This is a genomic window from Algoriphagus formosus (assembly GCF_002807035.1).
Classification (GTDB): domain Bacteria; phylum Bacteroidota; class Bacteroidia; order Cytophagales; family Cyclobacteriaceae; genus Algoriphagus; species Algoriphagus formosus.
Genome location: NZ_NIUC01000002.1, coordinates 1,584,143 through 1,609,156, shown reverse-complemented (window position 1 = coordinate 1,609,156; position 25,014 = coordinate 1,584,143). Strand labels below are relative to the sequence as shown.

The 25,014-nt window shown below is 42.1% G+C and carries 26 protein-coding genes and 1 tRNA gene; 15 read left to right on the top strand and 12 right to left on the bottom strand.

Annotated elements, in window-relative coordinates:
• Positions 1-3: 3 nt before the first annotated feature.
• Genes eboC through CDH51_RS13330 form a run of 3 tightly spaced genes read right to left on the bottom strand, consistent with a single transcriptional unit; the run spans position 4 to position 2,760 of the window.
• Positions 4-915 (bottom strand): UbiA-like protein EboC, encoded by a 912-nt coding sequence (gene eboC, locus CDH51_RS13340; protein WP_100629017.1) that lies wholly within the window; start codon positions 913-915, stop codon positions 4-6.
• Positions 916-918: 3 nt separating this feature from the next.
• Entirely contained in the window at positions 919-1,824 is a 906-nt protein-coding gene (locus CDH51_RS13335) for a TatD family hydrolase (protein ID WP_100629016.1), read from the bottom strand.
• Positions 1,825-1,872: 48 nt separating this feature from the next.
• Entirely contained in the window at positions 1,873-2,760 is an 888-nt protein-coding gene (locus tag CDH51_RS13330) for an EboA domain-containing protein (protein ID WP_232724814.1), read from the bottom strand.
• A 179-nt stretch (positions 2,761-2,939) separates the two neighbouring features.
• On the opposite strand from CDH51_RS13330, the gene CDH51_RS13325 reads away from it, so the two are divergent.
• The 3 genes from CDH51_RS13325 to CDH51_RS13315 all read left to right on the top strand — a co-directional run bounded on the left by CDH51_RS13325 (position 2,940) and on the right by CDH51_RS13315 (position 5,167).
• Positions 2,940-3,134 (top strand): type II toxin-antitoxin system VapB family antitoxin, encoded by a 195-nt coding sequence (locus CDH51_RS13325; RefSeq protein WP_024283841.1) that lies wholly within the window; start codon positions 2,940-2,942, stop codon positions 3,132-3,134.
• Entirely contained in the window at positions 3,134-3,520 is a 387-nt protein-coding gene (locus tag CDH51_RS13320) for a PIN domain-containing protein (protein WP_100629014.1), read from the top strand. Before CDH51_RS13325 ends, CDH51_RS13320 begins: the two co-directional genes overlap by 1 nt.
• A gap of 99 nt (positions 3,521-3,619) precedes the next feature.
• Positions 3,620-5,167 carry a M20/M25/M40 family metallo-hydrolase gene (locus tag CDH51_RS13315; protein ID WP_100629013.1) on the top strand — a complete coding sequence of 516 codons (1,548 nt, stop codon included), beginning with the start codon at positions 3,620-3,622 and terminating at the stop codon, positions 5,165-5,167.
• A 126-nt stretch (positions 5,168-5,293) separates the two neighbouring features.
• Here CDH51_RS13315 and CDH51_RS13310 read toward each other — a convergent pair whose 3' ends face one another.
• Positions 5,294-6,247, bottom strand: coding sequence for an alkaline phosphatase family protein (locus CDH51_RS13310; protein WP_157807116.1), 954 nt, complete (start codon positions 6,245-6,247; stop codon positions 5,294-5,296).
• Positions 6,248-6,397: 150 nt separating this feature from the next.
• On the opposite strand from CDH51_RS13310, the gene CDH51_RS13305 reads away from it, so the two are divergent.
• The gene (locus CDH51_RS13305; RefSeq protein WP_100629011.1) at positions 6,398-8,470 is read left to right on the top strand and encodes a S9 family peptidase; all 2,073 of its coding nucleotides are present in this window, start codon (positions 6,398-6,400) and stop codon (positions 8,468-8,470) included.
• Positions 8,467-9,546 carry a serine hydrolase domain-containing protein gene (locus CDH51_RS13300; protein ID WP_100629010.1) on the top strand — a complete coding sequence of 360 codons (1,080 nt, stop codon included), beginning with the start codon at positions 8,467-8,469 and terminating at the stop codon, positions 9,544-9,546. Before CDH51_RS13305 ends, CDH51_RS13300 begins: the two co-directional genes overlap by 4 nt.
• 30 nt (positions 9,547-9,576) lie before the next feature.
• Here CDH51_RS13300 and CDH51_RS13295 read toward each other — a convergent pair whose 3' ends face one another.
• Genes CDH51_RS13295 through pnuC form a run of 5 tightly spaced genes read right to left on the bottom strand, consistent with a single transcriptional unit; the run spans position 9,577 to position 12,871 of the window.
• The gene (locus CDH51_RS13295) at positions 9,577-9,855 is read right to left on the bottom strand and encodes an addiction module antidote protein (protein ID WP_100629009.1); all 279 of its coding nucleotides are present in this window, start codon (positions 9,853-9,855) and stop codon (positions 9,577-9,579) included.
• Positions 9,856-9,874: 19 nt separating this feature from the next.
• On the bottom strand, positions 9,875-10,165 hold the full coding sequence (locus tag CDH51_RS13290) for a type II toxin-antitoxin system RelE/ParE family toxin (protein ID WP_100629008.1): 291 nt from the start codon (positions 10,163-10,165) through the stop codon (positions 9,875-9,877).
• A 43-nt stretch (positions 10,166-10,208) separates the two neighbouring features.
• Positions 10,209-11,732 (bottom strand): arylsulfatase, encoded by a 1,524-nt coding sequence (locus tag CDH51_RS13285; RefSeq protein WP_100629007.1) that lies wholly within the window; start codon positions 11,730-11,732, stop codon positions 10,209-10,211.
• Between the two features lie 4 nt (positions 11,733-11,736).
• Entirely contained in the window at positions 11,737-12,267 is a 531-nt protein-coding gene (locus CDH51_RS13280) for an AAA family ATPase (RefSeq protein ID WP_100629006.1), read from the bottom strand.
• Entirely contained in the window at positions 12,254-12,871 is a 618-nt protein-coding gene (gene pnuC / locus CDH51_RS13275; RefSeq protein ID WP_100629444.1) for a nicotinamide riboside transporter PnuC, read from the bottom strand. The genes CDH51_RS13280 and pnuC overlap by 14 nt, the downstream gene beginning before the upstream one ends.
• A gap of 108 nt (positions 12,872-12,979) precedes the next feature.
• Between pnuC and CDH51_RS13270 the strand changes: the two genes are divergently transcribed.
• The 10 genes from CDH51_RS13270 (at position 12,980) to CDH51_RS13225 (ending at position 22,015) form a co-directional block, all read left to right on the top strand.
• Positions 12,980-13,612: a Crp/Fnr family transcriptional regulator gene (locus tag CDH51_RS13270; RefSeq protein ID WP_100629005.1), complete on the top strand. Its 633-nt coding sequence runs from the start codon at positions 12,980-12,982 to the stop codon at positions 13,610-13,612.
• Positions 13,613-13,688: 76 nt separating this feature from the next.
• Positions 13,689-14,354, top strand: a complete 666-nt coding sequence (locus CDH51_RS13265; protein WP_100629004.1) for a hypothetical protein — start codon at positions 13,689-13,691, stop codon at positions 14,352-14,354.
• Between the two features lie 191 nt (positions 14,355-14,545).
• On the top strand, positions 14,546-14,758 hold the full coding sequence (locus CDH51_RS13260; RefSeq protein ID WP_100629003.1) for a hypothetical protein: 213 nt from the start codon (positions 14,546-14,548) through the stop codon (positions 14,756-14,758).
• Complete coding sequence (locus CDH51_RS13255; protein WP_100629002.1) at positions 14,755-15,195, top strand: putative toxin-antitoxin system toxin component, PIN family; 441 nt, start codon at positions 14,755-14,757, stop codon at positions 15,193-15,195. Before CDH51_RS13260 ends, CDH51_RS13255 begins: the two co-directional genes overlap by 4 nt.
• Positions 15,196-15,261: 66 nt before the next feature.
• On the top strand, positions 15,262-18,078 hold the full coding sequence (gene uvrA / locus CDH51_RS13250; protein WP_100629001.1) for an excinuclease ABC subunit UvrA: 2,817 nt from the start codon (positions 15,262-15,264) through the stop codon (positions 18,076-18,078).
• Positions 18,079-18,248: 170 nt separating this feature from the next.
• A complete protein-coding gene (locus tag CDH51_RS13245) occupies positions 18,249-19,424 on the top strand; it encodes a hypothetical protein (protein WP_100629000.1) in 1,176 nt (391 codons plus the stop codon).
• Entirely contained in the window at positions 19,421-20,869 is a 1,449-nt protein-coding gene (locus tag CDH51_RS13240; RefSeq protein WP_100628999.1) for a hypothetical protein, read from the top strand. The genes CDH51_RS13245 and CDH51_RS13240 overlap by 4 nt, the downstream gene beginning before the upstream one ends.
• Positions 20,870-21,114: 245 nt before the next feature.
• Positions 21,115-21,525 (top strand): nucleotidyltransferase substrate binding protein, encoded by a 411-nt coding sequence (locus tag CDH51_RS13235; RefSeq protein ID WP_100628998.1) that lies wholly within the window; start codon positions 21,115-21,117, stop codon positions 21,523-21,525.
• Positions 21,515-21,865: a nucleotidyltransferase family protein gene (locus tag CDH51_RS13230; RefSeq protein WP_198514307.1), complete on the top strand. Its 351-nt coding sequence runs from the start codon at positions 21,515-21,517 to the stop codon at positions 21,863-21,865. Before CDH51_RS13235 ends, CDH51_RS13230 begins: the two co-directional genes overlap by 11 nt.
• A 75-nt stretch (positions 21,866-21,940) precedes the next feature.
• Positions 21,941-22,015: transfer RNA gene (locus tag CDH51_RS13225), tRNA-Val, on the top strand.
• A gap of 264 nt (positions 22,016-22,279) precedes the next feature.
• On the opposite strand, the gene CDH51_RS13220 is transcribed toward CDH51_RS13225, so the two are convergent.
• The 3 genes from CDH51_RS13220 to CDH51_RS13210 all read right to left on the bottom strand — a co-directional run bounded on the left by CDH51_RS13220 (position 22,280) and on the right by CDH51_RS13210 (position 24,956).
• Positions 22,280-23,035 (bottom strand): LytR/AlgR family response regulator transcription factor, encoded by a 756-nt coding sequence (locus CDH51_RS13220; protein WP_024283861.1) that lies wholly within the window; start codon positions 23,033-23,035, stop codon positions 22,280-22,282.
• 119 nt (positions 23,036-23,154) lie between these two features.
• The gene (locus tag CDH51_RS13215) at positions 23,155-23,886 is read right to left on the bottom strand and encodes a LytR/AlgR family response regulator transcription factor (protein WP_100628997.1); all 732 of its coding nucleotides are present in this window, start codon (positions 23,884-23,886) and stop codon (positions 23,155-23,157) included.
• An 11-nt stretch (positions 23,887-23,897) separates the two neighbouring features.
• Positions 23,898-24,956, bottom strand: coding sequence for a sensor histidine kinase (locus CDH51_RS13210; protein ID WP_100628996.1), 1,059 nt, complete (start codon positions 24,954-24,956; stop codon positions 23,898-23,900).
• Between the last annotated feature and the right edge of the window lie 58 nt (positions 24,957-25,014).

Genomic DNA, 25,014 nt, shown 5'->3' with positions numbered 1-25,014 from the left:
AATCTAGGTGACAGCGAAGGCTTTGGCCAAGCCCAAAGATAAGGGCAAAAGTGCTAGAATCACGAGCCCGATCATCCAACCTTCAAAAGCCACAGCAAGGGAAGCATTCACGATAATCAATGAAATAACGGCAGCTTTGACGGATTTTCCGATAAATTGAGGTGATTGGGTCCGAATAGCTCTGATAAGCGGTGGAAAAATCATGTAGGATAGCAGTGCCAAAAATGGAATCACCTGCCAAAAATCACTTGTTTGAATTTTTGATGTAAAAAAGATTACCAAAATGATAAAGGTATACATCCCAAATCCACCAAAAAGAGCCTTCAGGTTTTTGCCGTGCACTTCTCCTCTACTCACCATGGTAATGGCTGCAACATAGATCAGTGGCAAGAGACCAATCGGCCATATTTTACTCAAAACTTCAGGCGCTACCGCCACTCCAAGCAGCAAGTTCCCGGCCCGACAAAGCCCCATATTGATTGGTCCAAAGATTGTTTGATGCTTACCCCAATAGTCGTAAAGCAAGGCGCAAAAAGCCACAGAAATTGCTAAAATTCCTGCTAAATGGTTTACCTGAAAGGCGGCTAAGACTCCTCCTAAAAGTAGCAATGAGGACATCAGAATCGCTCCGTTTTTTGATGCTCTTCCACTCGGAATTGGTCTTTCGGGTCGCTCTATGGCATCCAAGTCAGCATCAGCAATATCATTGAAAGCTACGCCACCTGCATAAAGCCCGATGGTACTCAAAGAAAGCCAAAGCAAATTTTGCCAAAAGTCTCCCGACCCTTGTTCCCAATTTGAAATCAAGTAGGACCAACCCCCGGCAATGGCAAAACCTGCCCAAATATCCGCAATTGCTGTCACCACATTGGCTGGACGGGTGAGTTGGAGATAGGCGAATAGCTTGCTTGCCATGAATTAGTTTTCTACCCGATCAGAAGGCCCCTCCACTCTTGGAACCTGTCCTCCCCGAAGTACAGAATTACCGCCCATTTTCTTGGTCTGATCGATAGGTGGAGCCTTCAACCAATCATCTTCGTGCATTTGCCCTGAAAGTGAAAATGCAGCAAGCGCATTTCTATATGTAACCATCTGCACATGCTCCTCAGGAATTCCCATTTTTCGCATCAGATCGGCAGTTTTGGGCACTGCCAAAGGATCGGAAATCCCCCAATCTGCAGCAGAATTGACGATGATTCGTTCAGGTCCATACTGCTTGACGATTTCCACCATTCGCTCCGAACCCATCTTGGTGTGCGGGTAAATGGTAAATCCCGCCCAATATCCACGATCCAAGACTTCCTTGACAGTCTCTTCATTGTTATGGTCGACGATAATCCATCCCGGATCCATGCCATGCTCCTCCGCCACATCCATGGAGCGGTAGGTTCCCTTTTTCTTATCTCGGTGAGGAGTGTGTATCAAAACAGGCAAATCCACTTCTTTGGCTAATTCGAGTTGCTCCCGATAAAACCTATCCTCAGCTTCTGTCTGATCGTCATAGCCGATTTCTCCGATTGCGACTACTCCTTCCTTCCCCACATAAAGTGGCAAAAGCTCCATCACTTGCTCTGCCAAGGGAATATTATTGGCCTCTTTTGAATTTAAGCCCATCGTACAATAATGCACAATCCCAAATTGACTGGCTCGGAAACGCTCCCATCCCACGAGGGTACTGAAATAATCTTTGAAACTTCCGACCTCCGTTCTAGGCTGACCCAGCCAAAAAGCCGGTTCAATGGTGGCTACAATTCCTGCCTTTTGCATGGCTTCGTAGTCATCTGTGGTACGTGAAACTAAGTGGATATGCGGATCTATGTACATGGTTGAAAAGGTTTTTGTATCTAAGTGATTTATAAATAGGATCTGAAATCAAGCACTTTTCTCCTGAAATTCTTTCCCGATTGCCTCCCAGTCATACTTTCCGGAAGCAACTTTTTCCATAAGAACAGGGTATGCTTGAAGAAGAGTTCTAGACTCTTCCGAATTACTCTCCGTCAAGGCTAGGGCTCCAGCAATTTGCTCTAGTTGATCATCAGAATTCAGTGTTCTCTCAAGATCAGCAAGGTATCGTTCATTGGTAAATGGAACTACCAGCCGCCAAAGTTCCGGCATTACATTTCGACCTGCTGCCCAGCGCTCATGAGCAAAATCAGAAGCAATCTCAGCAAGTGCTGCGTTTCTTCGCTCTTCTAGTCCTTGAATTTGGTAAAGAGGTCGCTGCATAAAAATGGCCTTCAAAACCATTTGATTCCAATTAAGCTCAGGGAAACTCTTTCTCGGGAATGGATTATTCAAAGCAATCGCATCGAAGACCAAAGTCATATTGGTTCGGCAGCCATCTATTGCTCTTGGCAAAAGTTCGTTTTGAAAAGGCAATAATGGAAGCGCTGCATAAAGAGCCGCTTGCTCATACAAATCCCCTGTCTCAAAAAGCTGATTAACTGCCTTCAACCAATCTTCCTTTTCCAAATTAAGATGGAATAACAAGTAGGTCCTTGCTGTTTGTAAGGAATTCCAATGACTAGGGTCAAATCCTTCTACTAGTTGCTCAGCCTTGTTTTTTTCCGCATCGCTCAGTTTGAGCGGATCTTTTGAAAAAAACCTTGATGCCTGTGAAAAAGCCAGAAAAAAGCCGGTAGGACTGGAGGCATCCTTAATTTTTGAAACTTTTTGCTTCAGCCAATCCAGAGATTTCTGTTCAGCGCTGCTCTCAAGTAGTCCAAGAAGGAATAATGAGTATTCCTGATTTTGCTTCATGATCATTTTGGGCTTTTGACAAGGTAAATAAACTCAATCAAAAATTAATTTGCACCCAATTTGGGAAGAGTGGAAAAGAAAAACCCAATACTTGAGCAAAGTCAGGAATTTTAAATTTTCGTGACTTTAAAATTTTCAATATCTTACATAAAAAATTATGCATTAGCACACCATTATTCATGCGAACTACCATTGATATCCCTGAGGAATTATTGAAGGAGGTGATGAAAATCACCGGGGCAAGTACCAAAAGTCAAGCTGTGAAGTTAGTCTTGGAAGAAAAAATCGCTCAAAATAAGCGCAAAAGACTGATTTCTATGAAAGGCACCATAGACCTGGACCTTGATTTAGATATAAGCAGAGATCGAAAATAATGCCTAGCCCAAAAATATTAGTTGACTCTTCCGTTTGGATTGACTTTTTCAAATATTCAAGGACTAGTCCTTTGGAAGCATATCTCCAAGAAGATATTGTTGTCACTAATGACATCATTCTAACCGAATTAATTCCGAAACTTCATCACGAAAAAAGAACAGAAATAATAGAGGGTTTAGAGGCTCTTGAGAAGGTCAAATTGGATATAGATTGGGAGGTGATTCGACATCTTCAAAAATTAAATTTGAAGAACGGGATCAATAAAGTAGGAATTCCTGATCTAATTATTGTCAATCAGGTAATCGAAGAAAATTTGACCCTCTATTCGAAGGATAAGCATTTTAGACTGATGCAAGCAATTTTGAAATTTGAATTGATTTTTTAACCTGTTGAATTTTACTTTCTCAATTCCCAATTAAATCCACCAACGGTTCCGCCTTTTCTAAGTCTTTCCTATATTTTTATTTTCTAAACAAATTCTATTATGAGAAAACGCCACCTCATAGGGATTGGGCTAATGTTCCTTATTAGCACACAGATAAAAGCCCAAGATCCTGTCATTGAAAACATCATCAAAGAAGCTGAAGAAAACTCTCAGCTGAGATATCTCGGTCATGAATTATTGGATGGGATCGGTCCACGATTAGTCGGTTCTCCACAAATGCAGAAGGCGCACGATTGGGCGGTAGCACAATTTGAAGAGTGGGGCATAGAGGGGAGAAACGAGCAATGGGGAGAATGGCGCGGCTGGGAACGCGGGATCACCCACATCGACATGGTGGAACCGTGGGTGCGATCTCTCTCAGGAACTCAACTTGCCTGGAGCCCTCCAAGTCCTGAAGGTGGTGCAATGGGTGAGGTAATTGCCATTCCAAGGCTAGAGGAAGGACAGTCCTTTGAGGACTGGTTGCCCAATGTAAAAGGAAAATATGTGATGATTTCTACTCCAGAAGTGACCGGGCGACCTGACTACAATTGGGAAGAATGGGCTACGGAGGAATCTTTTTCCAAGATGAAAGAAGAAAGAGGTGAAATGCAAGCCGATTGGGAAATTCGAATCAGTCAGACCGGTCATGGCCGGAGAGAGCTTCCTGCTATATTAGAAGAGGCAGGTGCTTTAGGTGTAATCACTTCTTACTGGTCCAAAGGTTTTGGTGCTAATAAAATATTCTCAGCATACACTAAGAAAGTGCCTACCATAGACCTATCCCTTGAAGATTATGGTCTTTTATTCAGGCTAGCCGAAAGCGGCAAGAAGCCCAAAATCCACCTGAATGCTCAATCCAAAGAAACAGGCGTACAACCTACCTTCAATACTTTTGGTGAAATAAGAGGAACCGAAAAACCCGAAGAGTATGTCATGTTATCCGCTCACTTCGACTCATGGGATGGAGCAACGGGTGCCACGGATAATGGTACAGGTGTCATCACCATGATGGAAGTAATGCGAATTCTAAAGAAGGTTTATCCTAATCCGAAACGAACCATATTGGTAGGTCTTTGGGGTTCAGAAGAGCAAGGCTTAAACGGGTCAAGGGCTTTTGTGGAAGATCATCCGGAAACGCTGGATAAAATTCAGGTACTTTTCAATCAAGACAATGGAACCGGACGAATCGCCCGACTGTCTGGGCAGGGCTTTGTGGATAGCTATGAATACCTGGGCAGATGGATGGCAGAAGTGCCTAGACCCATCACTCGAGAGATAGAAACTAACTTCCCTGGAAATCCAGGCGGAGGCGGTTCAGATTATGCCTCTTTCGTGGCAGCGGGTGTTCCTGCTTTCTCACTCAGTTCGCTTAGTTGGTCCTATTTTAATTATACCTGGCATACAAATCTTGACACCTATGATAAGATTGTGTTTGAGGAAGTGAAAAATAACGCTATCATGACCGCAATTCTTGTTTACATGGCATGCGAAGAACCAGAATTAGTTTCTAGAAGACGGAGAGTTCCTATCAATCAAAGAAGCGGTCAGCCGGCATTTTGGCCAGTTCCGCGATCTCCTAACAGAAAAGGAATGATAGATAATTAATTGAAAGAGGCTGTCTCAAAAGTAAAGTTTGTCACATTGAGCGAAGTCGAAATGTTTTCCAGAATACTGGAAATGGCCTTCGACTCCGCTCAGGCTGACAAAAAAACGTTTTATGAGACAGCCTCTTTATTTTTTCAAAATCAGGCTGGCCCCATCCCAATTTTCCCGCTGTACAACTGGGACAGGAATTCCTAAAAACTCAATAATCGTAGGCAAGATATCCACCATGGAAGCCTTTCCTGAAAAGAATAGCTCGTTCAAGTTTTTTGCATTGCTGATCATCCAAATCTCCCTTTCGGAATTACTTTGACCACCATGATCCTTGAACTCCGGAGCCTTACGACCATGATCGGTGGTGATCCAAATCAACCATTCCTCACCATAATTTTCTTCTCGAAAACGAACAGCCTCCCAGATTCTTCCTACCTGCCGATCTGCCATCTCGATGGCTGAAGTAAGTTGGGGACTTTTCCCATAGCGATGTCCTACCGCATCGGTAAACTCCAAATAGACCCAAGAAAGATCCGGAGCTTGGGTTTTGAGAGAATGAGCTGATTCAAAAGACACCAAATTGTCAATTTTTCGGAGGTAAGTCTTTTCTGTATCATGGGGAAAACGAACCGTGTCCTTTTCAAATCCATCAAATGCGATATCTAGCTTCAAATAGCCTGTCTCAGCTTTCCGCTCTCCAATCAACTTTGTTCGATTGTCTTCCCATGTGGAAAAAATGGCCAATTTCGATTCAGGTTCCGCTTCCCGCATCAGGCGAAAAACGGACCAATAATCATAATTGGGTGATTCGATATCATTACCCCAGACATTGTGTTTATTGGCCCAAGTACCGGTAAGAAATGAATTATACCCTACAGCTGAGATAGTCGGCGTTTCGGATTCTCCTCCTTTTTCACCTCCGGTAAAAGCCCTCGCATAGCCTCCAACTTTTGATATTTGATCCAAATTGGGAGTATGAATTCTTTCTAGTTCCGGTGCAGGAATCCCGTCTAAAATGATAAAGACCACTTTTTTTTGCTGAGCAAAACCAATGAGGTCAATGCTTAAAAACAGAAAAAATGATAACATGGCTTGTCTCAGCATGGCGAAAATAGTTCGGTGGATTCAGCTTTTATTGATCAATTAGTAAATCAAAAGAATTCATCTCAGGTAGCAAAGCTTAACAGGAACTTTGAAAGCCATTTTCTGATCGCTAAATTGTCTAAAATCAACTAGGCAATGCGAAAAATTCTAACCTATCTCGTTCTCTTCCTCCTTTTTGCTTATCAAACAGATGCCCAATCCATCGCACAATATCTCTCAGCTCCTTTTCCCACCGATTTGACTGCAAGTCCAGATGGCAAAAGCATCGCTTGGATCTTTAATTCGGAAGGAGAGCGGAATATCTTTTTGGCGGAAAGTCCGAATTTCGAAGCAAAAAAAATCACAAATTTTGAAGGAGATGAAGGAATTGGACTAGGAGAGTTGAGCTTTTCCCCGGATGGAAAAATTCTGGCCTTTGTGCGTGGAAACTCCAGAAACTCATCTGGAGAAGCAGCCAATCCGGCTCAACTTCAGGAAAATACTGATTTTAAAATCCACTTAATTGATTTGACCACCTTAGAAACCCGGTATTTCAGTCCGGGTTCGACGATCACTTTTTCACCAGATGGGCAAGCCTTAGTCTACAAAATTGGACCCAATGTCTATTGGAAGTCACTCAGTGACAGTTCATCCCAACAGGAAAGGCTATTTGTATCTAGGGGAGGATCTAACCAGCTATCCTTCTCCCCTGATGGAGAAAAGCTCGCCTTCGTCTCAACCCGAGGCGACCACTCTTTTATTGGGATTTGGGATTTTGAGCAAAAGAAATTGACCTATCCGGAGACGAGCCTGGATAAAGACAGCTATCCAGCCTGGAGCCCCGATGGCAAACAATTGGCCTATCTGCGGATACCGAATATCAACAACTTACTTTCTTTCACTGCCATTAAAGAGAGTAATCCATGGAGCATCCGGGTTTTGGATATGGAGACGATGAAGGCAGAAGAAATTTGGAATTCCGGAACAGGGCCCGGTTCTGTTGTGGTTTGGGATCTTCCGGCAGAAGCGGATAGATTGTGGTGGACACCTTCTGGTCAATTGGTATTCCCCTGGGAGAAAAACGGTTGGATGCAGTTGTACGCAGTGAATCCAGCAAGCGGGGAAGTCAAGCATCTGACCAAGGGGCAAGGCATTGTCGAAAAAGTGAAAACGAGCTATAAAAAAGATGAACTCTTACTGACAAGCAATATTGGGGATATTGAGCGTAGAAAAATCTACAGTTTGGATTTGAATTCCTTTGAATTAAAAGATCTTTCCGAAAAAGGAAATATCAATTGGTCCCCTGTCCGCTTGGAAAAGGGTCTTGCCTATCTTTCTGCCACGGCTACCCGACCAGCGTGGCCATATATTCGACAAAATGACAGTTCTGAGTCACTTGCAGAAGAATTCTTCCCTCAGGACTTCCCAAAAACACTAGTCAAACCCCTTGGCTTAGACCTTCAAGCGGAAGATGGTTTCAAAACACGAGCCCAGCTTTTCCTTCCACCAAACCATGATGCTACCAAGAAATATCCAGCTGTCATTTTCCTTCACGGAGGAAGCCGTAGGCAGATGCTTTTAGGCTTCAATTACTCCCAATATTACAGCAATGCCTATGCTTTGCAGCAATATTTTGCGGCAAATGGATTTATCGCCTTGACACTGAACTACCGATCAGGAATCGGCTATGGGATGGACTTTCGGGAAGCTGAAAACTACGGTGCCGGAGGAGCCAGCGAGGTTTTGGACCTGATGGCAGCAGCGGATTATCTTGCAGCAAGACCAGACGTAGATGCTTCCAAAATCATCCCTTGGGGTGGAAGCTACGGAGGATTTTTGACTGCACATGGTTTGGCACAAGCTCCCGAAAAATTCCTCGCAGGTGTGGATATCCACGGTGTGCACAATTGGAATAATGATATCCCGGTATTCGATTCTTGGTATGAACCTGAGAAATTCCCCGAAATGGCTGAGTTGGCTTTCAAATCATCTCCTATGGCCTATGTGGAGAACTGGGAAGACCCCGTTCTTTTAATACATGGTGATGACGATCGAAATGTACTCTTTTCTGAATCTGTAGAATTGGCAGAAGTCCTCCGAAAACAGGGCGTGGAAGTCGAGCAGTTGGTTTTTCCAGATGAAGTTCATTCATTTATCCTGCACAGCAATTGGGTGAAAGCCTACGAAGCAAGCATTGATTTTATCATGAAACAAATCCAAAAGCCATGAACCGTCTACTCGTTTTCCCGCTAGTTTTCTTATTTGTTTTTTCGGCCTTTGGCCAAAAGCGACATCTCCAAAATGCTCTGGATAGAGCCGAAACGGAAGGCTTTTCCGGAGTAATCCTCTTGGCTGAAAATGGAAAAGTGCTTTTTGAAAAAGCCATGGGTATGCGAAATTTTGAAGAAGGCATCCCACTTCAACCTGATGATGTATTTGAAATGGCTTCGGTTTCCAAGCAGTTTACTGCGATGATGATCATGATGTGTAAGGAAAAAGGCTTGCTGGATTTCGACGATCCCATTGAAAAATATATCCGAGTACCCTACCCTAATATCACTATCCGCCACCTTTTGACGCACACCTCCGGACTGCCAGACTATCAGGCTATCATGGATGAGCATTGGGATAAGAGCAAAGCAGCCGGCAACCCAGAGATATTAGAATATCTCCGTCGCTATGCTCCCCCGAAGCTTTTTGAGCCCGGTGACAACTATGAATACAGCAATACCGGCTATGTGATTTTAGCCAGTATCGTGGAAGAAGTGACAAACCGGGACTTCGTTGAGCTTTCCAAAGAATGGATTTTTGATCCTGTCGGGATGAAAAATACAGCCATCAGAAGTTTAGAGGAAAAAGCTCAGGTCCCAAACTTTGCTGTAGGTCATCTGAAGGATGAAAATGGGAATTATGTAAATGCCAATCGCTTTCGATCTTCCGATTATACCCTTTGGCTAGGCAAGCGAAAAGGGCCCGGAAGAGTCAGTAGCACCGCAGAAGATTTATTGAAATGGGATCAGGCGCTTTACACCGAAAAATTGGTCAGTAATGAGACACTTGAACAGGCATTTTCTCCCTTCGAGCTAAATGATGGGGCAAAAAGCACTTATGGATTTGGTTGGGACTTGGACCCCAATAGTCCTTATGGCAAAATGGTAATGCACACAGGAGATAACCCTGGCTACAAAACAATCATTGTGCGGTTTATCGAAGAAAACAAAACGATTATTCTACTCAATAACAATTACCATCCTGACCAGATGAGACTGGTGGAAGCTGCGACCTTGGCTTTGGGGAAATGGTGATTAAAAAGAAGTATTAACCATTGAAAAAACTCAAGAAGCTTGAAACTGAAGATTCCCACCCAATGCTCTAAGGACCTTCAAAACAGTCTCGAATTGTGGTTTAGAGTTCTCTGAAAATGCTTTGTATAGGCTGGGACGACTCATCCCTGTCTTTTCGGCAATTCTGGACATTCCGTATGCTTTAGCAATATGGCCAAGTGCTACGACAAAGTCATTTGCATCGCCTTCTTCTAAAACTTGATTCAAGTAAACTTGAATCATTTCATCATCTTCCAAATAATCTGCAATATCAAATTTTGAAACACTCATATCATTTACCTTCTTTTTTTTAAATCTTCCAGAGGGCCAAAGCCTTCTCGATGTCCTTTGCCTGAGTTGACTTATCTCCTCCCACTAATAGCAATATCAAATGATTCCCTTTTTGCTTGAAATACACTCTGTAGCCTTTTCCATAATGAATTCTCAACTCTAAAATACCATTGCCTACAGATTGGGAATCACCAAAATTTCCGTGTTCCTCTATTCGTTGTAGCCTAAGAAGAATTTTGGCCTTAGCTACTCGATCTTTAAGCTTCCTTATCCAAGAGTCAAATTCACTAGTTTTTTCAACAAAATACATGATTAGATGTATTCATTTGGATACAAATTTTCCAAAAAAAAGTTTACATATCCAAAACAGGAATCTGAAATCGCTCAATACTGGAAGTCTGATGCTCATTTTTCATGATTTCTTCTAGTTGACTTAGGATTTCTGGATACTGATCCGATACATCATTCTGCTCCTGAGGATCCGAAGAAAGGTCATAGAGTTCAGTTTGGATCACGCCCTCCTTGAGTTTCTGCCTGACAGCTTTCCACTGCCCCATTCGAACGGCCTGTTGACCACCATACTCTGGAAACTCCCAGTACAAATAGTCATGGGGCTCTTGCTCTTGTCCCAAAATTGCTGGCAGGAAGCTTTTCCCATCCGTTTCATCAGGAACCGCTACTCCGATTAATTCGCAAAAAGTCGGCATCAGATCATAGAAAACTGAAGCGTGATCTGATTGTGTTCCCGCATCTACTTTCCCTGGCCAATTCACCACCATAGGCACTCGAATTCCTCCTTCATAGACAAAGCCCTTAGTCCGACCATAGCCATTACTAAATGGCGCGGAACTTTCAAAAAATTCAAAATCTACCCCACCCGTATAGGAAGGTCCATTATCACTAGTCAAAATGAAAATGGTGTTTTCCAACTGACCCATTTCTTCTACTTTTTTGCGAAGCTCTCCAATTTGCTGATCCAAAAGCGAAATCATCGCCGCATAAGTAGCTCTGGGGTAGCGAGCTGGGAAATAGCCCTTGGAGCCATCATAAGGGTCCTCCTCTCCAAATATTTCTACATACTCCATAATTAGCTCCTTTGGAGCCTGTAGGGGCAAATGCGGTAACGGAGAGGCATAATAAAGGAAAAATGGCTGCTCCGAATTCTCCTCCAGAAAACTAAGCGCCTTTTGATGCATCACATCCGGAGCATAGTCGGGCTGAAAATACTTTGCGTAAGAATCCAAATTCATCGGATCCGATAAAGAATCCAACTTTGTACCCGGAACAATCAACTCATTATTCAGGGTAACTTTCGTCTCATTTTCCCACAAATGGGGTGGGTAAAGGCTGTGAGCCTGCCGCTGGCAATTGTAGCCGAAGAAATAATCAAAGCCCAAATTCGTAGGAATCCCTTCGGATAAAGGGCCTCCTAAACCCCATTTCCCGACAAGGGCAGTTTTGTATCCATTTTGCTGTAGGATCTTGGCAATTGTTTGGGTTTCTGCCGGCAGAGGTCGCTGTCCTTCTAGATTTGGATCTGCAGCAGCTTTCGCATAATCCCAAACTTCACCACGCTCCCTCCACTCATCATTTCCTCGGATGTAGGCATGACCACTATGCAAACCAGTCAAAATCATCCCTCTTGCCGGAGCACAGACCGGAGCAGCCGTATAATGATTGGTAAAAATTTTACCACTTGCTGCTAAGGCATCCATGTGAGGAGTTTTGATGAGTTTTTGCCCATTAAATCCAACTTCCCCATATCCCAAGTCGTCTGCGAGGATTAGGACAATATTTGGTTTTTGAGGTTTCTGCTCGGCTGGCTGACATGAGAAAGCTGCAAAGAGGGCAATGGCAGCAAGAATACGTGAGATCATTTGATTATTGGCTAAAGTGGCTTTCGATTAAATCTATTGATTTTTCTAAGCGAGCGGAACGGTTTCCACTGATTTTTTCCCAAGGAATTCCACTTTGGGCTGCCATTTCAAAGTATAAATTCAAAAAATGCTGGCGCATCTCCGGATCTGGGTGCTCGCGAAGGGGATCAGGTTCCCAGGGCAAATCTATGTCTGTCAGCAAAATCATATCATAAACACGCTGATCTAATTCTGTTTTTACCCATTCATGAACTTCCCCATACTTATGCTCCGACCAGACTTGAATCACTCGAAGGTCTGTATCGCAGAATAAAAATTTTTGTGCTTTTTGGGCCAATTCATCCTCCAATGCGACCTGACCTTTGGCGATTTGCAGCAAATCATGGTATTCGTATTCCCTATCCAAAAGGCTCAGATACTCTCGTGCAAACTCCGGCACCCAAGGCTCGTCAAAATGGACCGCTAGATCAGAGGCTAGGGTGCTCTTCCCTGTAGACTCGGGGCCAAGAATGAGGATTTTCCTAGGTATTTGCATAGTTTCTAGCGGATTTAACCCAAGCAAATAAGCCCAAAAATGCCAAAACAGTAAAGAACAAAAACTGAAAAGAGGTTAAAATCAAGCCTTTGTAAAAATAAAGCGGCACGGATACCAAGTCCGTAATAATCCACATGATCCAGTTTTCCACTTTCTTTTTGGCCATGAGCCACATCCCCACAAAGGCCGAAGAAGTAGTAAAGGAATCCCAATAGGGTACATCTGAGTCAGTAAAGTTGCTCAGCACAAATGACAGGACTCCATAAGAGGCTATGAAAATGAGCAGGGCAATCAACCATCCTTTGGGTTTGAGCCAGGTGACAGGGAGTACTGCCTGATTTTCTTTCGGATGCGTCCAGACATACCAGCCATAGATGGACATGCTGAAATAATAGGCATTGATGCCCATATCAGCGTAGAGCTTATACTGAAGGCAAATCCAGACATAAATCAGGGTGGATATAATCCCTGTAGGATATACCCAAATATGCTCCCGCATGGAGTAAAATACCGAAGCAATCCCAAAAAAGACTGCCACCGCTTCGAGCCAGGTCATAGCTTGAAGCCCTTCGTTCAATCCATCTAGAAGAAATTGAAAATCCATGATGCGAAGAAAAGGAAATAAAGTTGGAAAGTAAGTAGTGTAAAGGTTGTAAAGAAGGGTAAAATATTCCCCAAGATTAATTTGGGGGAATCCCCTAAAGTTGAATAAATGAATATCTTGTCTAAAGGTAAAGAAACTGCTTTTCATCGTGACCCTATCTTAAAAATGAACGAATTTGATCCCCTATATACCTACATTGAAAAACTTCACCCTCTAGAAGAAAAGGTCAAGGAAAAGATTATGGATTCCTTCTCCTTTAAAAAAGTTGCCAAGAATGAATTCCTGCTTCAGGAAGGAGAGATATGCAAATTCAATTACTTTATTGTGAAAGGCTCCCTCCGTCTATACAAAATTGATCCAAAAGGCGAGGAACTGATCCGCTACTTTGCCTTGGAGAATAAATTTGTCAGCAATCTCACAAGTTTTATCACGGGATCACCTTCTGAGGAGTTTATCCAAGCCAATGAAAAAACCGAACTGCTGTATATTCCCAAAGCCATTTTTTTAGATCTTGTAGAAAGTCTTCCTGCCATCAACCGAGTTTATAGAAATATGCTAGAAAACGCTTATATCACCTCTCAAAAAAGAATTTATCAGTTTCAAGGGCTAAATGCAGTGGATCGATTAAGATGGCTTCTTGAAGAATACCCAGGTATTTTAACCAGAATTCCAAGTCGATTAGTTGCATCCTACTTAGGCATAACGCCATATACTTTAAGCAGAATCAAAGCAGAACTGTAGCTAAAGTCTTGACATAGAGCAAGGTTTAGGAATTCAACCTAGGGTAATTTTGAATTCACCATTCGGAGAATCCAAAATGAAACCCCAAGCAATCCAAATCACTCTTATAATTTCATCATTCCTTTTTGCCTTTCATGGTTCAGCTGAGGCTCAAGCACCTCCTACCCCTATTCCTGCCGAAGTGATGTTTGGACACGAGCGCCTAGACTTCCAACTTATCGTCAAGCGAGATTTTAGCCCTACAAGCAAATTTAGCCTGGTAGCCATTAGTATTTTTGCCCAAAATTATGACCGTGAGCAAACCTTGGGAAATTCTATTGTAGCACCTGTTCAGGTTACTTACAAACTAGGGAAAAGTGGCTTTCACCTCACTGCAGGAGCTGAGGCAAATTCAAAAGCGGGATTCATGCCCTTGGTAGGAGTACAGCATGTTTTCGCCAGTCGGGAAATACTAGCCCTCACCTTTGTGAATCTTCTTTCTAATCAAGGAGCAGATGGTCAGGTTTTTGGGATCTATGAGTACAAACCAGCTTTGAACGATACCTGGTCCATCTACTCCCGAATCCAGTTTATGTACATTCAAGGGCTTTCTGAACCCATGCACAACAGAAGTTTTCTTTACCTACGAGCTGGTCTTAAAAAAGGCCCTTTTGGTTTTGGTATCGGAGCAAATTGGGATGCCTACGGTCCAGAAAAACAGACAGCTCAAAACTTTGGACTTTTCTCCCGATGGGAGTTTTAATCCTTCCTACTCTTAGACACTCCCATTATCTAAAAGCATCTACTTTATTATTTCATCAAGATCAATGGGTCAAGAGAAGCAAGCTAACTTTTCAAGGTTCAAGAGCGTTAATCAGATTAGTCAATTTATCCCTCTACTGGTGATTTTGAAATAGTTGGATTATAGTTAAATTTAAAAAAAGTCAATAAATCATGTCAATTAAAGATAAGGATAACACGGGCCTGAATGATGTTCAAAAGAGTCTCTTACGGATGTTTAACCGAGAAATGACTCAAGAGGAATCAGAAGAGATCAGGGATCTTTTGACAAAACATTATTCAGAAAAATTAAAATCTGAAGTGGATGACCTTATTAAAGAAAAAAAGATTGATAAGGCGGATTTTGATGCCTTGCGAGAAAAATGAATATGGTCGGGGATCAGAAAATACCCAAAGTTGTGATTGATACGAATGTCCTGATCACGACAATCAACCGAAAAAACCCAGAATTTGAAATTTATAAATCCTTTGAAAATAAACTTTTTGAGTGGGTGGTAAGTACGGAGATTTTAGCAGAGTATGACGAAAAATTGTCAGATTTTTATTCCAAAACCACATCCAATCTAGTTTTTGACATACTTTGCACTGCGACCAATGTAAGTTTTGCAGAGCCTTTTTTCCGATGGGGTATTATTCATGAGGATCTCGATGACAACAAGTTTTCTGATTTGGCAATATCAGTGTCAGCAGATGCCCTAATCACTTTTGACCAGCATTTTCAGGTTTTCAAGGATTTAAGTTTCCCTCAGTTGAATATCCTCCATCCTAGGGATTTTTCTGCGTTTATTTCAAGGTGGCAGTAGATTCTATAAATTCATATAACCAACTTTTTTCCCCTTCTAAGGTTAAGATGATTAACTTTGCCAGCTATGACTTTGAGCACCCTGAAAGCAAAAAAAGATATCGATTCACTCGATCCCAAAGAATATATCATCATCAAAAACGCCCGGGTCAATAACCTAAAAAACCTGAGTGTAGCCATTCCCAGAAATAAATTTGTGGTCATTACAGGACTCTCGGGATCCGGCAAATCTTCCCTCGCTTTTGATACACTTTTTGCCGAAGGCCAACGCATGTATGTGGAAAGCCTGAGCTCCTACGCACGTCAGTTTCTCGGGCGAATGGAAAAACCCGAGGTCGAATACATCAAAGGCGTGGCTCCAGCGATTGCTATTCAGCAAAAAGTGACTACCAAAAATCCCCGCTCGACGGTAGGAACTACCACTGAGATTTATGACTATCTAAAATTACTTTTTGCTAGGGTGGGAAGAACCTATTCGCCTATCTCCGGAAATGAGGTGAAGCATCACACCGTTACGGATATTGTAGATTACATCCTTTCTTTTGAAGAAGGAGATAAAGTCATGATCTCCTGCCCGCTTCAGGTGGCAAAAGGGAGGAAAATCGAGCAAGAGTTAGAACTGCTATTGCAAAAAGGCTACACAAGGATTCTGATCGATGGAGAGGCTTATTTTGTGGAAGATTTGCTTCAGGAAAAGAAAATCCAAAAAGGGAATTACGAAATTCTGATCGATCGAGCGGCTGTCCGAAAAGATGACGAAGATAATCAGTTTCGCATCGCTGACTCCGTTCAAACAGCCCTTTTCGAAGGACACGGAGACTGCAAAATCACCATTCCTGAAAAGGAAACCAAGGAGTTTTCCGATCGATTCGAACTCGACGGAATGAGCTTTGAATTGCCTTCAGTCAACTTTTTCTCTTTCAACAACCCTTATGGTGCCTGCAAGCGCTGCGAAGGTTTCGGAAACGTCTTGGGCATCGATCCGGATTTGGTCATCCCTGACAAAACTATGTCTGTATACGAGGGAGCCATCGCTCCGTGGCGGGGGGAATCTTCCCGGTCTTGGTTGGAGCCACTTTTGAAAAAAGGAATCGAATTCGACTTTCCAATCCATCGCGCTTACGAAGATTTGACCGAAAAACAGCAGGAGCTTCTTTGGACCGGAAATAAATATTTCAAGGGTTTAAATGCTTTCTTCAAAGACCTAGAAACCAAAACCCACAAAATCCAATATCGGGTCATGCTTTCCCGGTTCCGTGGCAGAACGACCTGCCCTGAGTGTCGGGGGACAAGACTTCGAAAAGATGCGAGTTATGTCAAAATCAAGGACAAATCCATCACAGATATCGTGCTGATGCCGATCGATGAAGCCTTGGTCTTTTTCAATCAGCTGGAGCTAGAGCCCCATGAGGCCAAGGTAGCCAACCGACTATTCAAGGAAATAGTCAGCCGCCTAGAATTTATGGATCAGGTAGGCTTGGGTTATTTGACTTTGAATCGTTTGACCTCAACCCTCTCAGGCGGAGAATACCAACGCATCAAGTTGGCCACTTCCTTGGGTTCGGCGCTGGTCGGGTCCATGTATATTTTGGACGAACCGAGCATCGGTTTGCACCCCCGGGATACCGATCGATTAGTTGGAGTCTTAAAGTCTCTCCGAGACATGGGAAATACCGTCATCGTGGTCGAGCACGAAGACAAGGTGATGAAGGCAGCTGACCAAATCATCGACATAGGGCCAGATGCGGGAATTCACGGTGGAGAACTACTCTTCCAAGGGCCCATCAAAGAGCTGATCGCTTCAGCTCAAACCCATACCGCTCGATACTTACGCGGAGAAGAGCAGATTTTCAGAAAAGAAGGCAACCGAAAATGGAAGGATTCCATCATCGTCAAAGGCGCTCGGGAAAATAATCTGAAGAACTTGACGGTACAATTTCCGCTCAATACGCTGACTGTAGTGACGGGAGTATCCGGTTCTGGAAAATCCACTTTAATTAAAAAAGTACTATATCCGGCTTTGGGAAAAATGCTCGGAACTGTCATCGATGAATCAGGAAAGTACGATAAGATCGAAGGCGATTATAAGCGGATCACTCAGGTAGAGTTTGTCGATCAAAATCCGATCGGAAAATCCTCCCGCTCCAACCCGGTGACTTATGTGAAGGCCTACGATGCCATCCGGACGCTTTTTGCCGATCAAGCGGTCTCCAAACAGCGAGGATACAAACCGGCTTTCTTTTCTTTCAATGTGGATGGTGGGCGATGCGAAGCTTGCTCCGGTGAAGGAACGACCACTGTAGAGATGCAGTTTATGGCTGACATCCATCTGACCTGTGAGTCCTGCAAAGGAAAGCGATTCAAGAATGAAATTCTCGATGTCAAATACAAAGACAAGGACATTTCCGAAGTTTTGGATATGACCATCGACGAGGCCATGGAGTTCTTCAAAGGCAAAACTCAGATCATCAATCGGCTTCAGCCTTTGCAAGAAGTCGGCTTGGGCTATATCGGCATGGGACAAAGTTCGAATACCCTTTCGGGCGGAGAGGCTCAGCGTGTCAAACTGGCTTCATTCTTGGGAAAAGGAGGTACAAAATCAGGAGATCATGTACTCTTTATTTTTGATGAACCGACGACGGGTTTGCACTTCCATGATATCCGCAAGCTCCTTCACAGCATCAATGCCTTGATTGACCAGGGTCATTCGGTCATCATTATTGAGCACAATACTGAAGTGATCCGATCCGCTGATTGGGTGATCGATCTAGGTCCAGAAGGGGGAAATAAAGGCGGACATTTGACTTTTGCAGGTACTCCTGAGGATTTGGCTAAGGAGGAAGGGAATTACACAGCGAAGTATTTGAAAGAAGGGTTTGCTTAAATTTCGCTAATTCGCAGCATTTTGAAATCTTGACTTTTAAAAAATTAATCAGATTTTTTTGATTTTTTTTGATAACTAGGTTTTTTTACATGTAGTTACAGATAAAAGTATGTTTGACTTGAACAGTCATTTACTTAAATCTCAGAAAAATTGAGAAGCCCTAATTACTATTGTTTATTTTCCCAAATATCGAAAAACTAGCTTTGATCGGGGCCTTGATGGTCGCTTTTTTCTTTTCGTGCACTTCTCCCGAAAAAGTAAAGTTTAACGGGGAAGAGATCGACTATCATCGAAGCGCTGATATCGGCAATATTTCCTTGGAAATTGATTCCCTTGAGAACAAAGAGGTCATATTCTCCGGCAGCGGAATTTGGAAGATTTTCAATGATCAGATTATTCTCGCGGATAAAAGAACCGGGATAATCTATGTTTTTTCAGACGATCTGAGCCTAAAACAGACACAAATAGGTATTGGTGAAGGTCCAAATCAGATCAAGGGAGGGCTTGTTGCCATGGCTTCCGGAGATCAAGGACTTTTCCTTTTGGGTGGGAGTTACGACTATTATGTCGTTGAAAAGAACTGGATTATTTCCCAAAAAGGCAACTTGGACTTTTACCATGAAAATACGCCTTATGATGAATTGTTGAAGAATCCAAAACCGGAATACGCAGGCATTTACGAACTCCATTATGAATTTCAAAAACCTTCCTGGTTTGGAGAGGAAAAAGTATTGATTCAGATATCCTCCACGCATCCTGAGTACAATTACATTCTAAATAAAAATTACTTTGAAGAAGCCAAAAACCTAGGAATTTTGGACTTAAGCAGTGGAAAAATACAAATCTCGGGTGGCTATCCGTCTATTTATTCAGGAGATAACTTTATTCCATATTTAATGGGAACTGGGATAGCTCCGATTGAAAACCGTTTTTTTGTTCAGGGTTTTGAGGCAGACAGCCTGCTGTACAAGTTTTCAGCTGATGGCATGATTCAGTATGCATTTGGTCATTCTGGCAAAGACATGATAATTGACTACCCTGACCTGAACGCTTTGGATGTGACTGAGTTTGATCTGGGCAGAGAAGAACTTCGCCCAAAAGTCAACTACTTTACTACTTTAGATTTTATTGAGGAGCGAGATCTTTTAGTACGAGGTTATACTAAAAACAGCCCAATAGCAGACGGAATTCAGCTTTACAGAAATGACACCTTGATTTTGGACCAAGCTGTTCCGAAGGGATTTAGCTACTTCGGATACAAGGAGCCATATCTCTACGGGTCTTACAAAAAGCAGTTTGAACAAGAAGAAAAGATAGTCGTCTATAGATTGAAATTATCAGAATGAAAAAGTCAATCCTCTTTTTACATGCTTTCATAACTTTTACAGGCTTAGTCTTGGGTTCACAATCCTCATATGCTCAAGAAGCTGAACAAAAGAAGCATCAGTATTCCATCCTAGAGAAGGATGAAAATGAAAAAAGAAACCCGATCCCGTTTTTACCCATATTTTCTGAGGAAGGGACAGTTTACGGAATCACCGATAGCATTGGAAATATCACCTTGGAGGAAGGAATTACATTTTTCATCCGAAGTTTCTTTTACCAAGACAGGGAATTCATTGTCGAGCCAAATGCAGAAAAATTAATTCTCCTGGAAAGAGCCGAAATCGCATTAGAAGAAGTCGAAATTCGAACCTTTCAAAACCCGGTTGATCACCTCAAGCACCTGAATAAAAGCTTTGAATCTGCTTTTGACAAAGAAGCTTTTCTGTCTAATTTCAGAGGCTATTATGCTGTGCAACAGCGTGAAAAGTATGTAGATTTTTTCGAAGCGAGTGGTATTTCTCTCCACTCCGAGAGTCAAAAATGGAAGCCCTATAATTTTGTCCAAGCATGGGGCGGCGGCAGTGCTTATCAATTTCTAGTGCCCCTAGAACTGAGGAGAAGTCATCATTGGGACTGGACTCTTGGAGATACGATTCCTGCAAGGAAAACCTCACCTAGCACGGATCGACCTGATCAATATTCTATAAAACCTTTTTACGCAAGAGAATTATTGCATGCTTTTGAATATTCTTGGCCATTATCCTCAACAAATCTCAAGTTCTACGATTTCCAGTATGACTTAGAAGATGGAAAAGAAATCATCCTGTTTAAATCAAAAGGCGAGGAACGCGTAAAGGCAAATTCAGACTTATTTCTCATAGGAGAAGGAAAAATCGTTTTGGGTGAGTCAGGAGAAAACATCGAGAGTATTACCATCAACTTCTCCAAATACAATTACGTCGCATTTCCAAAAAATCGAAATGGGCGAGAAAGACAAATGGGCGGTAGTCTTTTAGTTAATTTTGAAAATTATAGAGACAAAGTCTTTGTTCGCGAGATAGGATTAAAATCTAAACTCTTCGGTCCAGTAAATATCGGAAATCCAAGACCTTACCAGAAAGGAAGCGAAGTCACGATTGTGGAGAAAATTCTTTTCGAGGACTTTCAGTTTGTCCAATCCAAAAAAGATCTAGCGTCACTTGAAAAAGGATTTGGATTTGTGGGATTGGAAACTATGGTTGCTTATGATCCCAATTATTGGAGTTCCAATGCTTTAACAAGTCCTGATTATTTTAATCAAATCAGAAGGGATCTTGGCTCAAAAATCGGCCTTAACGATCAGTTTCAAGCAAACTCTGGAAAAAGATTAATTCCTATAGAGAAAGATTTAGATTATTACAAAGATTATCTTTCAAAGCTTATTCCTCAATTAGAATCGATAAGCCAAAGGCTGTCCGGCAACTAAAATTAAACTTCCCTAATCGATCCTTTACCCAACAGTTGTAAATAAAGGAGGGCACTTAACTTTTGCTGGCACTCCTGAAGATTTAGCTAAGGAGGAGGGGAATTACACCGAGAAGTCTTTGAGGGAAAGCTTCGTTTAATCCTTTGAGGTTTTCAAAACCTCGAAGATTCCTAGACCTTAAATGCCAAAAAAGGAAATACGAGATTAAACCTGTATTTTGTGCATAGAAATTCAGGAATTCAAGCATGAAAAATGAAGATATTCGTTGGAAACAACGCTTTTCTAACTTTAGCAAAGTCATAGGTCATTTGGATAAGGCCTTACAAATTCCTAATCCGGATTTGGTTCAAAAAGCGGGTATTATTCAGTTTTTTGAAATGTCTTTTGAGCTTGCCTGGAACATGGTCAAGGATTATTTGGAAGAGCAAGGTTTTGTGGATATCCGATCACCAAGAGGAGCCTTAAAAAAAGCATTTGAGGTCAATCTTATAGAAAATGGACATGATTGGATGGATTTGTTGCAGGACAGAAACCTAACCGCTCACACTTATGATGAGCAAAAGGCCACAGAAATGGAAAAACTCATTCAGGAGAAATATTTCCCAATATTAAATCAGCTACATCACAATTTCAAACTCAAAGTCGATGAAGAATAAATTTGGACTTTTGGAATCGGATATGGCTTCTATACTAAAAATCATGGATAGTCAAGAAGTGGTTGACAAAGTGATTCTTTTTGGAAGCAGGGCTAAGGGAAATTACCGTGAGGGAAGTGATGTGGATTTGGCCTTGAAGGGAGAAAATCTAAACTTTGAAAAAGTCAGTCACATCAGTTATCTCCTCAATGAAGAGACCAACATGCCTTACAGGTTTGACCTAGTCAATTACCATCAAATCCAAGAGCCAGAATTAATCAAGCATATTGACCGGGTAGGCATACCCATTTTCGATCGAAAAAAGAAAATAAGAATCAAAAAGGAGCTTAATAATGCATAAACCAAAAAAAATGCTTGCAATAATTCTCAATTATTGTGAAGCCTAAACCGGATGACTATCTTCGCAAAACAATTAGGGATCTTAGCTCAGTTGGTTTAGAGCGCTGCCTTGACAGGGCAGAGGTCATGGGTTCGAATCCCTTAGATCCCACTAATTTTCAGATCATGGGTTCGTCCTCGATAGCTATCGGGACCCTTAGATCCCACTTGCTAGGCACAAAATCGAACAGGTTTTGTGCTTTTTTTATTTCTGTATGGAAGCATTTTACCATGAAAATCGAAAGTATACTTTACGATTTTCATGGTAAAATATTTTTCAAAACCTCAATCTGACCTACTACCAATCTCAATTGGTCAATAAAAAATCCCGCCTCTTCAGAAGCGGGATCTAGGTTAAGGTTAGTGGATAATAAGCTTAACTTTCTGTAATAGTATTCAATTTGGCTAGGAAGCTGTTGTAGTATTGTCTACCCACTTGCACCACAGCTCCTGATTTTAGATTGATATCTTTGGTATTGAAGCTTTCGATCTGTCCTAGCTGTACGATGAAGGACTTCTGCACTCGAAGAAAAAGATGAGAAGGAAGTATCTCCTCGATCTCTTTCATGGACTTGCGGATATGGTAGTCTCGATTTTTGGTGAAGATCGTAACCATGTTACCATTAGCCTCCACATAATAGACCTCTTCGTAAGGAACTCGCTCGAAGGCATTGTCCGCTTTAATAAATACCGCATCAGTGACCAAAAAAGGACTTTCTGTTCCTGTTTTGACTGCAGCTACTTCTGGAGCAGGCTTCGTGCGCTTGTTGTAAAGCACAATTTCGACAATGGCATGAATATCATTGGTATTGAAAGGCTTCACTATAAATCCTGCCGGAGAAATTCGCTTGGCACGCTCGATGATAGTAGGGTCACTGTAGGAAGTCACAAACACTAAAGGAGCATCGACCATTTGCTTGACAATCTCTCCGAGCTCGATGCCATCCTTATCACCTTTGAGCTTGATATCCATAAATATCAGATCAGGTCTGTACTTCTTGATGACCTTGATACACTGATTGGCTGAGTTGGCGATGTCTATGTTGACGTAGCCTAATAGTTCGAGAATTTCCTGTATATTTTCCGCAATACTGGGATCATCCTCGACTATGAGTATCCGCTCTTCTTTCATAATTGATAATCAAGCTTTAATGGACAAAAGGGTAATTAGATTAAAACAAAGTTTAATTTTCCACTAATTACAACATTTAATTTTGTAAATCAAATGCTTTTTTTTGCCTATGAAATATTTTAAAGACTCATCATCTCTTTGAATCGAGCAGCTTGACGTCTGCTCACCTCAATCCGGTCTCCTCCTCTTAAGGTCACAACCAAGCCCCCATTAAACCAAGGCTCTATCCCTTCAACCCATCCCAGATTGATGATGTGCTTTCGGCTGGCTCTAAAAAACGACTTCTCATCCAAGCGCTCATCCAAGGCATTCAGGGACTTATGAATCATCGGCTTGAAATTGTCAAAGTATACTTTAATGTAGTTTCCGTCAGATTCGAATAGTCGAACATTGGACAATCTGACAAACCAACAGCGATCTCCATCCTTTACAAAAACCTGATCTTCCAGGGTGAGTTTCTTTGATTGGTATGGATGAGGCTCAGTATTGCTAGTAGCTCCTTCGATTTTACTACTCAACTTCGAAATCGCTTCTTCCAAGCGCTTTGGCTCAATGGGCTTGAGCAAATAATCCAATGCATTGACTTGAAAAGCCTTCAGCGCATACTCATCGTATGCAGTGGTGAATATCACATGTGGCACAGCATCCAGTTCTTCCAGCAAATCAAATCCGGTTTTTTCCGGCATCTGTATATCTAGAAAAATCACATCCGGCTGAAGGGATTCTATTTTCTCCTTGGCATCATCCACGTTGACCGCCTCCCCTACCACTTCGACGGATTCGAGTTGGTTGAGTAGGTTGATCAGCTCCTTTCGTGCCAATCTTTCATCATCTATTACAATGGCTCTCATAATGTATGTGTTTATGTTTCGAAGGTAACTCTTTGTTTGGGTATTTTAATTTCAGTAATCACGAATTCATTTTCCGAATTGAATATTCGAAAACTGGCCCGGTCTCCATAGATCAACTTCAATCGCTCAACAGTATTGCTCAGACCATGGCCACCGCCTGCCTTTGGTTTTAGGCTGGGAGGAGTGTGTAGATGGCCGCTATTTTTAACCTGAATATACAAATCATCTTCGAGACCTTCCCGGCACTTAATCTCGATCAGTCCACCTTTGACCAGATTAGAAATTCCATGCTTGATCGCATTTTCCACGATAGTCTGAAGCATCATGGGGGGTAATTTATAAGAATAAGCCTCATCCTCAATCTTATACACTACTTGCAGCCGCTCTTCAAAGCGGATGGATTCAAGCATCAGGTAATCCCTAACTGTATTAAGCTCATCTTCAAAGTCGATAGTTTGCTTTTTGTCCATCATTAGGGAAAAGCGCAAGATATTTGAAATGCGGGTGATGGCATTTTTAGCTTTATCCGGATCCTCATCTACCAGAGCCCGAACCGAATTGAGGGCATTGAAGATAAAATGTGGATTCAGCTGACTTTTAAGATGATTGAGGCGGATTTGGTTGATTCGAGCCTCATACTTCAGACTGGTGTTATAATTGTCCAAAAAGTGGAACAAAAAGTAAAGCAAAAACCAAAGAGCATAGAAGAGAAATGCAATGAATAGCCCGGCCAAAATCACCAGGACTTCAAAATCCTCTTCCGGATTGAGAGTACCAAATACCAGATTGATCAGAATTTGAGCAATGATATTTACAAAGCTCAAGGCCAACATCGCCAGAACTGACTGAAGAATCAACCGAGGAAATTTCAGCTGAAACCAATTGTAGCGCTTAATGATGAATCGAAGGAAGTGTGTGGCAAGCAAATTGAACGCTGCCAAAACCAGAAGACCCAAGATTTGCACCGGTCCAATCCCTGTGGCGGACAGTGATCCCAAGGCTATCTGAACTAAGGCAATACTACCCCAGCCGAGTATTTGCAACAACCAATATAATACGGTGCGATTCATCCAACTTCAAATATAAATGAAGCGCTTGAAGGGTCTTTTCATATTTTGATAAAAGGAA

What these genes read in the sequence shown, in the direction of transcription:
- CDH51_RS13240 (WP_100628999.1), top strand. Translation starts at nt 19,421, where the DNA reads ATGAAAAAGTCAATCCTCTTTTTACATGCTTTCATAACTTTTACAGGC.
- CDH51_RS13310 (WP_157807116.1), bottom strand. Translation starts at nt 6,247, where the DNA reads ATGTTATCATTTTTTCTGTTTTTAAGCATTGACCTCATTGGTTTTGCT.
- CDH51_RS13325 (WP_024283841.1), top strand. Translation starts at nt 2,940, where the DNA reads ATGCGAACTACCATTGATATCCCTGAGGAATTATTGAAGGAGGTGATG.
- CDH51_RS13220 (WP_024283861.1), bottom strand. Translation starts at nt 23,035, where the DNA reads ATGAAAGAAGAGCGGATACTCATAGTCGAGGATGATCCCAGTATTGCG.
- uvrA (WP_100629001.1), top strand. Translation starts at nt 15,262, where the DNA reads ATGACTTTGAGCACCCTGAAAGCAAAAAAAGATATCGATTCACTCGAT.
- CDH51_RS13320 (WP_100629014.1), top strand. Translation starts at nt 3,134, where the DNA reads ATGCCTAGCCCAAAAATATTAGTTGACTCTTCCGTTTGGATTGACTTT.
- CDH51_RS13210 (WP_100628996.1), bottom strand. Translation starts at nt 24,956, where the DNA reads ATGAATCGCACCGTATTATATTGGTTGTTGCAAATACTCGGCTGGGGT.
- CDH51_RS13235 (WP_100628998.1), top strand. Translation starts at nt 21,115, where the DNA reads ATGAAAAATGAAGATATTCGTTGGAAACAACGCTTTTCTAACTTTAGC.
- CDH51_RS13335 (WP_100629016.1), bottom strand. Translation starts at nt 1,824, where the DNA reads ATGTACATAGATCCGCATATCCACTTAGTTTCACGTACCACAGATGAC.
- CDH51_RS13295 (WP_100629009.1), bottom strand. Translation starts at nt 9,855, where the DNA reads ATGAGTGTTTCAAAATTTGATATTGCAGATTATTTGGAAGATGATGAA.
- CDH51_RS13330 (WP_232724814.1), bottom strand. Translation starts at nt 2,760, where the DNA reads ATGAAGCAAAATCAGGAATACTCATTATTCCTTCTTGGACTACTTGAG.
- CDH51_RS13280 (WP_100629006.1), bottom strand. Translation starts at nt 12,267, where the DNA reads ATGCAAATACCTAGGAAAATCCTCATTCTTGGCCCCGAGTCTACAGGG.
- CDH51_RS13260 (WP_100629003.1), top strand. Translation starts at nt 14,546, where the DNA reads ATGTCAATTAAAGATAAGGATAACACGGGCCTGAATGATGTTCAAAAG.
- CDH51_RS13270 (WP_100629005.1), top strand. Translation starts at nt 12,980, where the DNA reads ATGAATATCTTGTCTAAAGGTAAAGAAACTGCTTTTCATCGTGACCCT.
- CDH51_RS13215 (WP_100628997.1), bottom strand. Translation starts at nt 23,886, where the DNA reads ATGAGAGCCATTGTAATAGATGATGAAAGATTGGCACGAAAGGAGCTG.
- CDH51_RS13290 (WP_100629008.1), bottom strand. Translation starts at nt 10,165, where the DNA reads ATGTATTTTGTTGAAAAAACTAGTGAATTTGACTCTTGGATAAGGAAG.
- CDH51_RS13255 (WP_100629002.1), top strand. Translation starts at nt 14,755, where the DNA reads ATGAATATGGTCGGGGATCAGAAAATACCCAAAGTTGTGATTGATACG.
- CDH51_RS13265 (WP_100629004.1), top strand. Translation starts at nt 13,689, where the DNA reads ATGAAACCCCAAGCAATCCAAATCACTCTTATAATTTCATCATTCCTT.
- CDH51_RS13315 (WP_100629013.1), top strand. Translation starts at nt 3,620, where the DNA reads ATGAGAAAACGCCACCTCATAGGGATTGGGCTAATGTTCCTTATTAGC.
- eboC (WP_100629017.1), bottom strand. Translation starts at nt 915, where the DNA reads ATGGCAAGCAAGCTATTCGCCTATCTCCAACTCACCCGTCCAGCCAAT.
- CDH51_RS13300 (WP_100629010.1), top strand. Translation starts at nt 8,467, where the DNA reads ATGAACCGTCTACTCGTTTTCCCGCTAGTTTTCTTATTTGTTTTTTCG.
- pnuC (WP_100629444.1), bottom strand. Translation starts at nt 12,871, where the DNA reads ATGGATTTTCAATTTCTTCTAGATGGATTGAACGAAGGGCTTCAAGCT.
- CDH51_RS13230 (WP_198514307.1), top strand. Translation starts at nt 21,515, where the DNA reads ATGAAGAATAAATTTGGACTTTTGGAATCGGATATGGCTTCTATACTA.
- CDH51_RS13305 (WP_100629011.1), top strand. Translation starts at nt 6,398, where the DNA reads ATGCGAAAAATTCTAACCTATCTCGTTCTCTTCCTCCTTTTTGCTTAT.
- CDH51_RS13285 (WP_100629007.1), bottom strand. Translation starts at nt 11,732, where the DNA reads ATGATCTCACGTATTCTTGCTGCCATTGCCCTCTTTGCAGCTTTCTCA.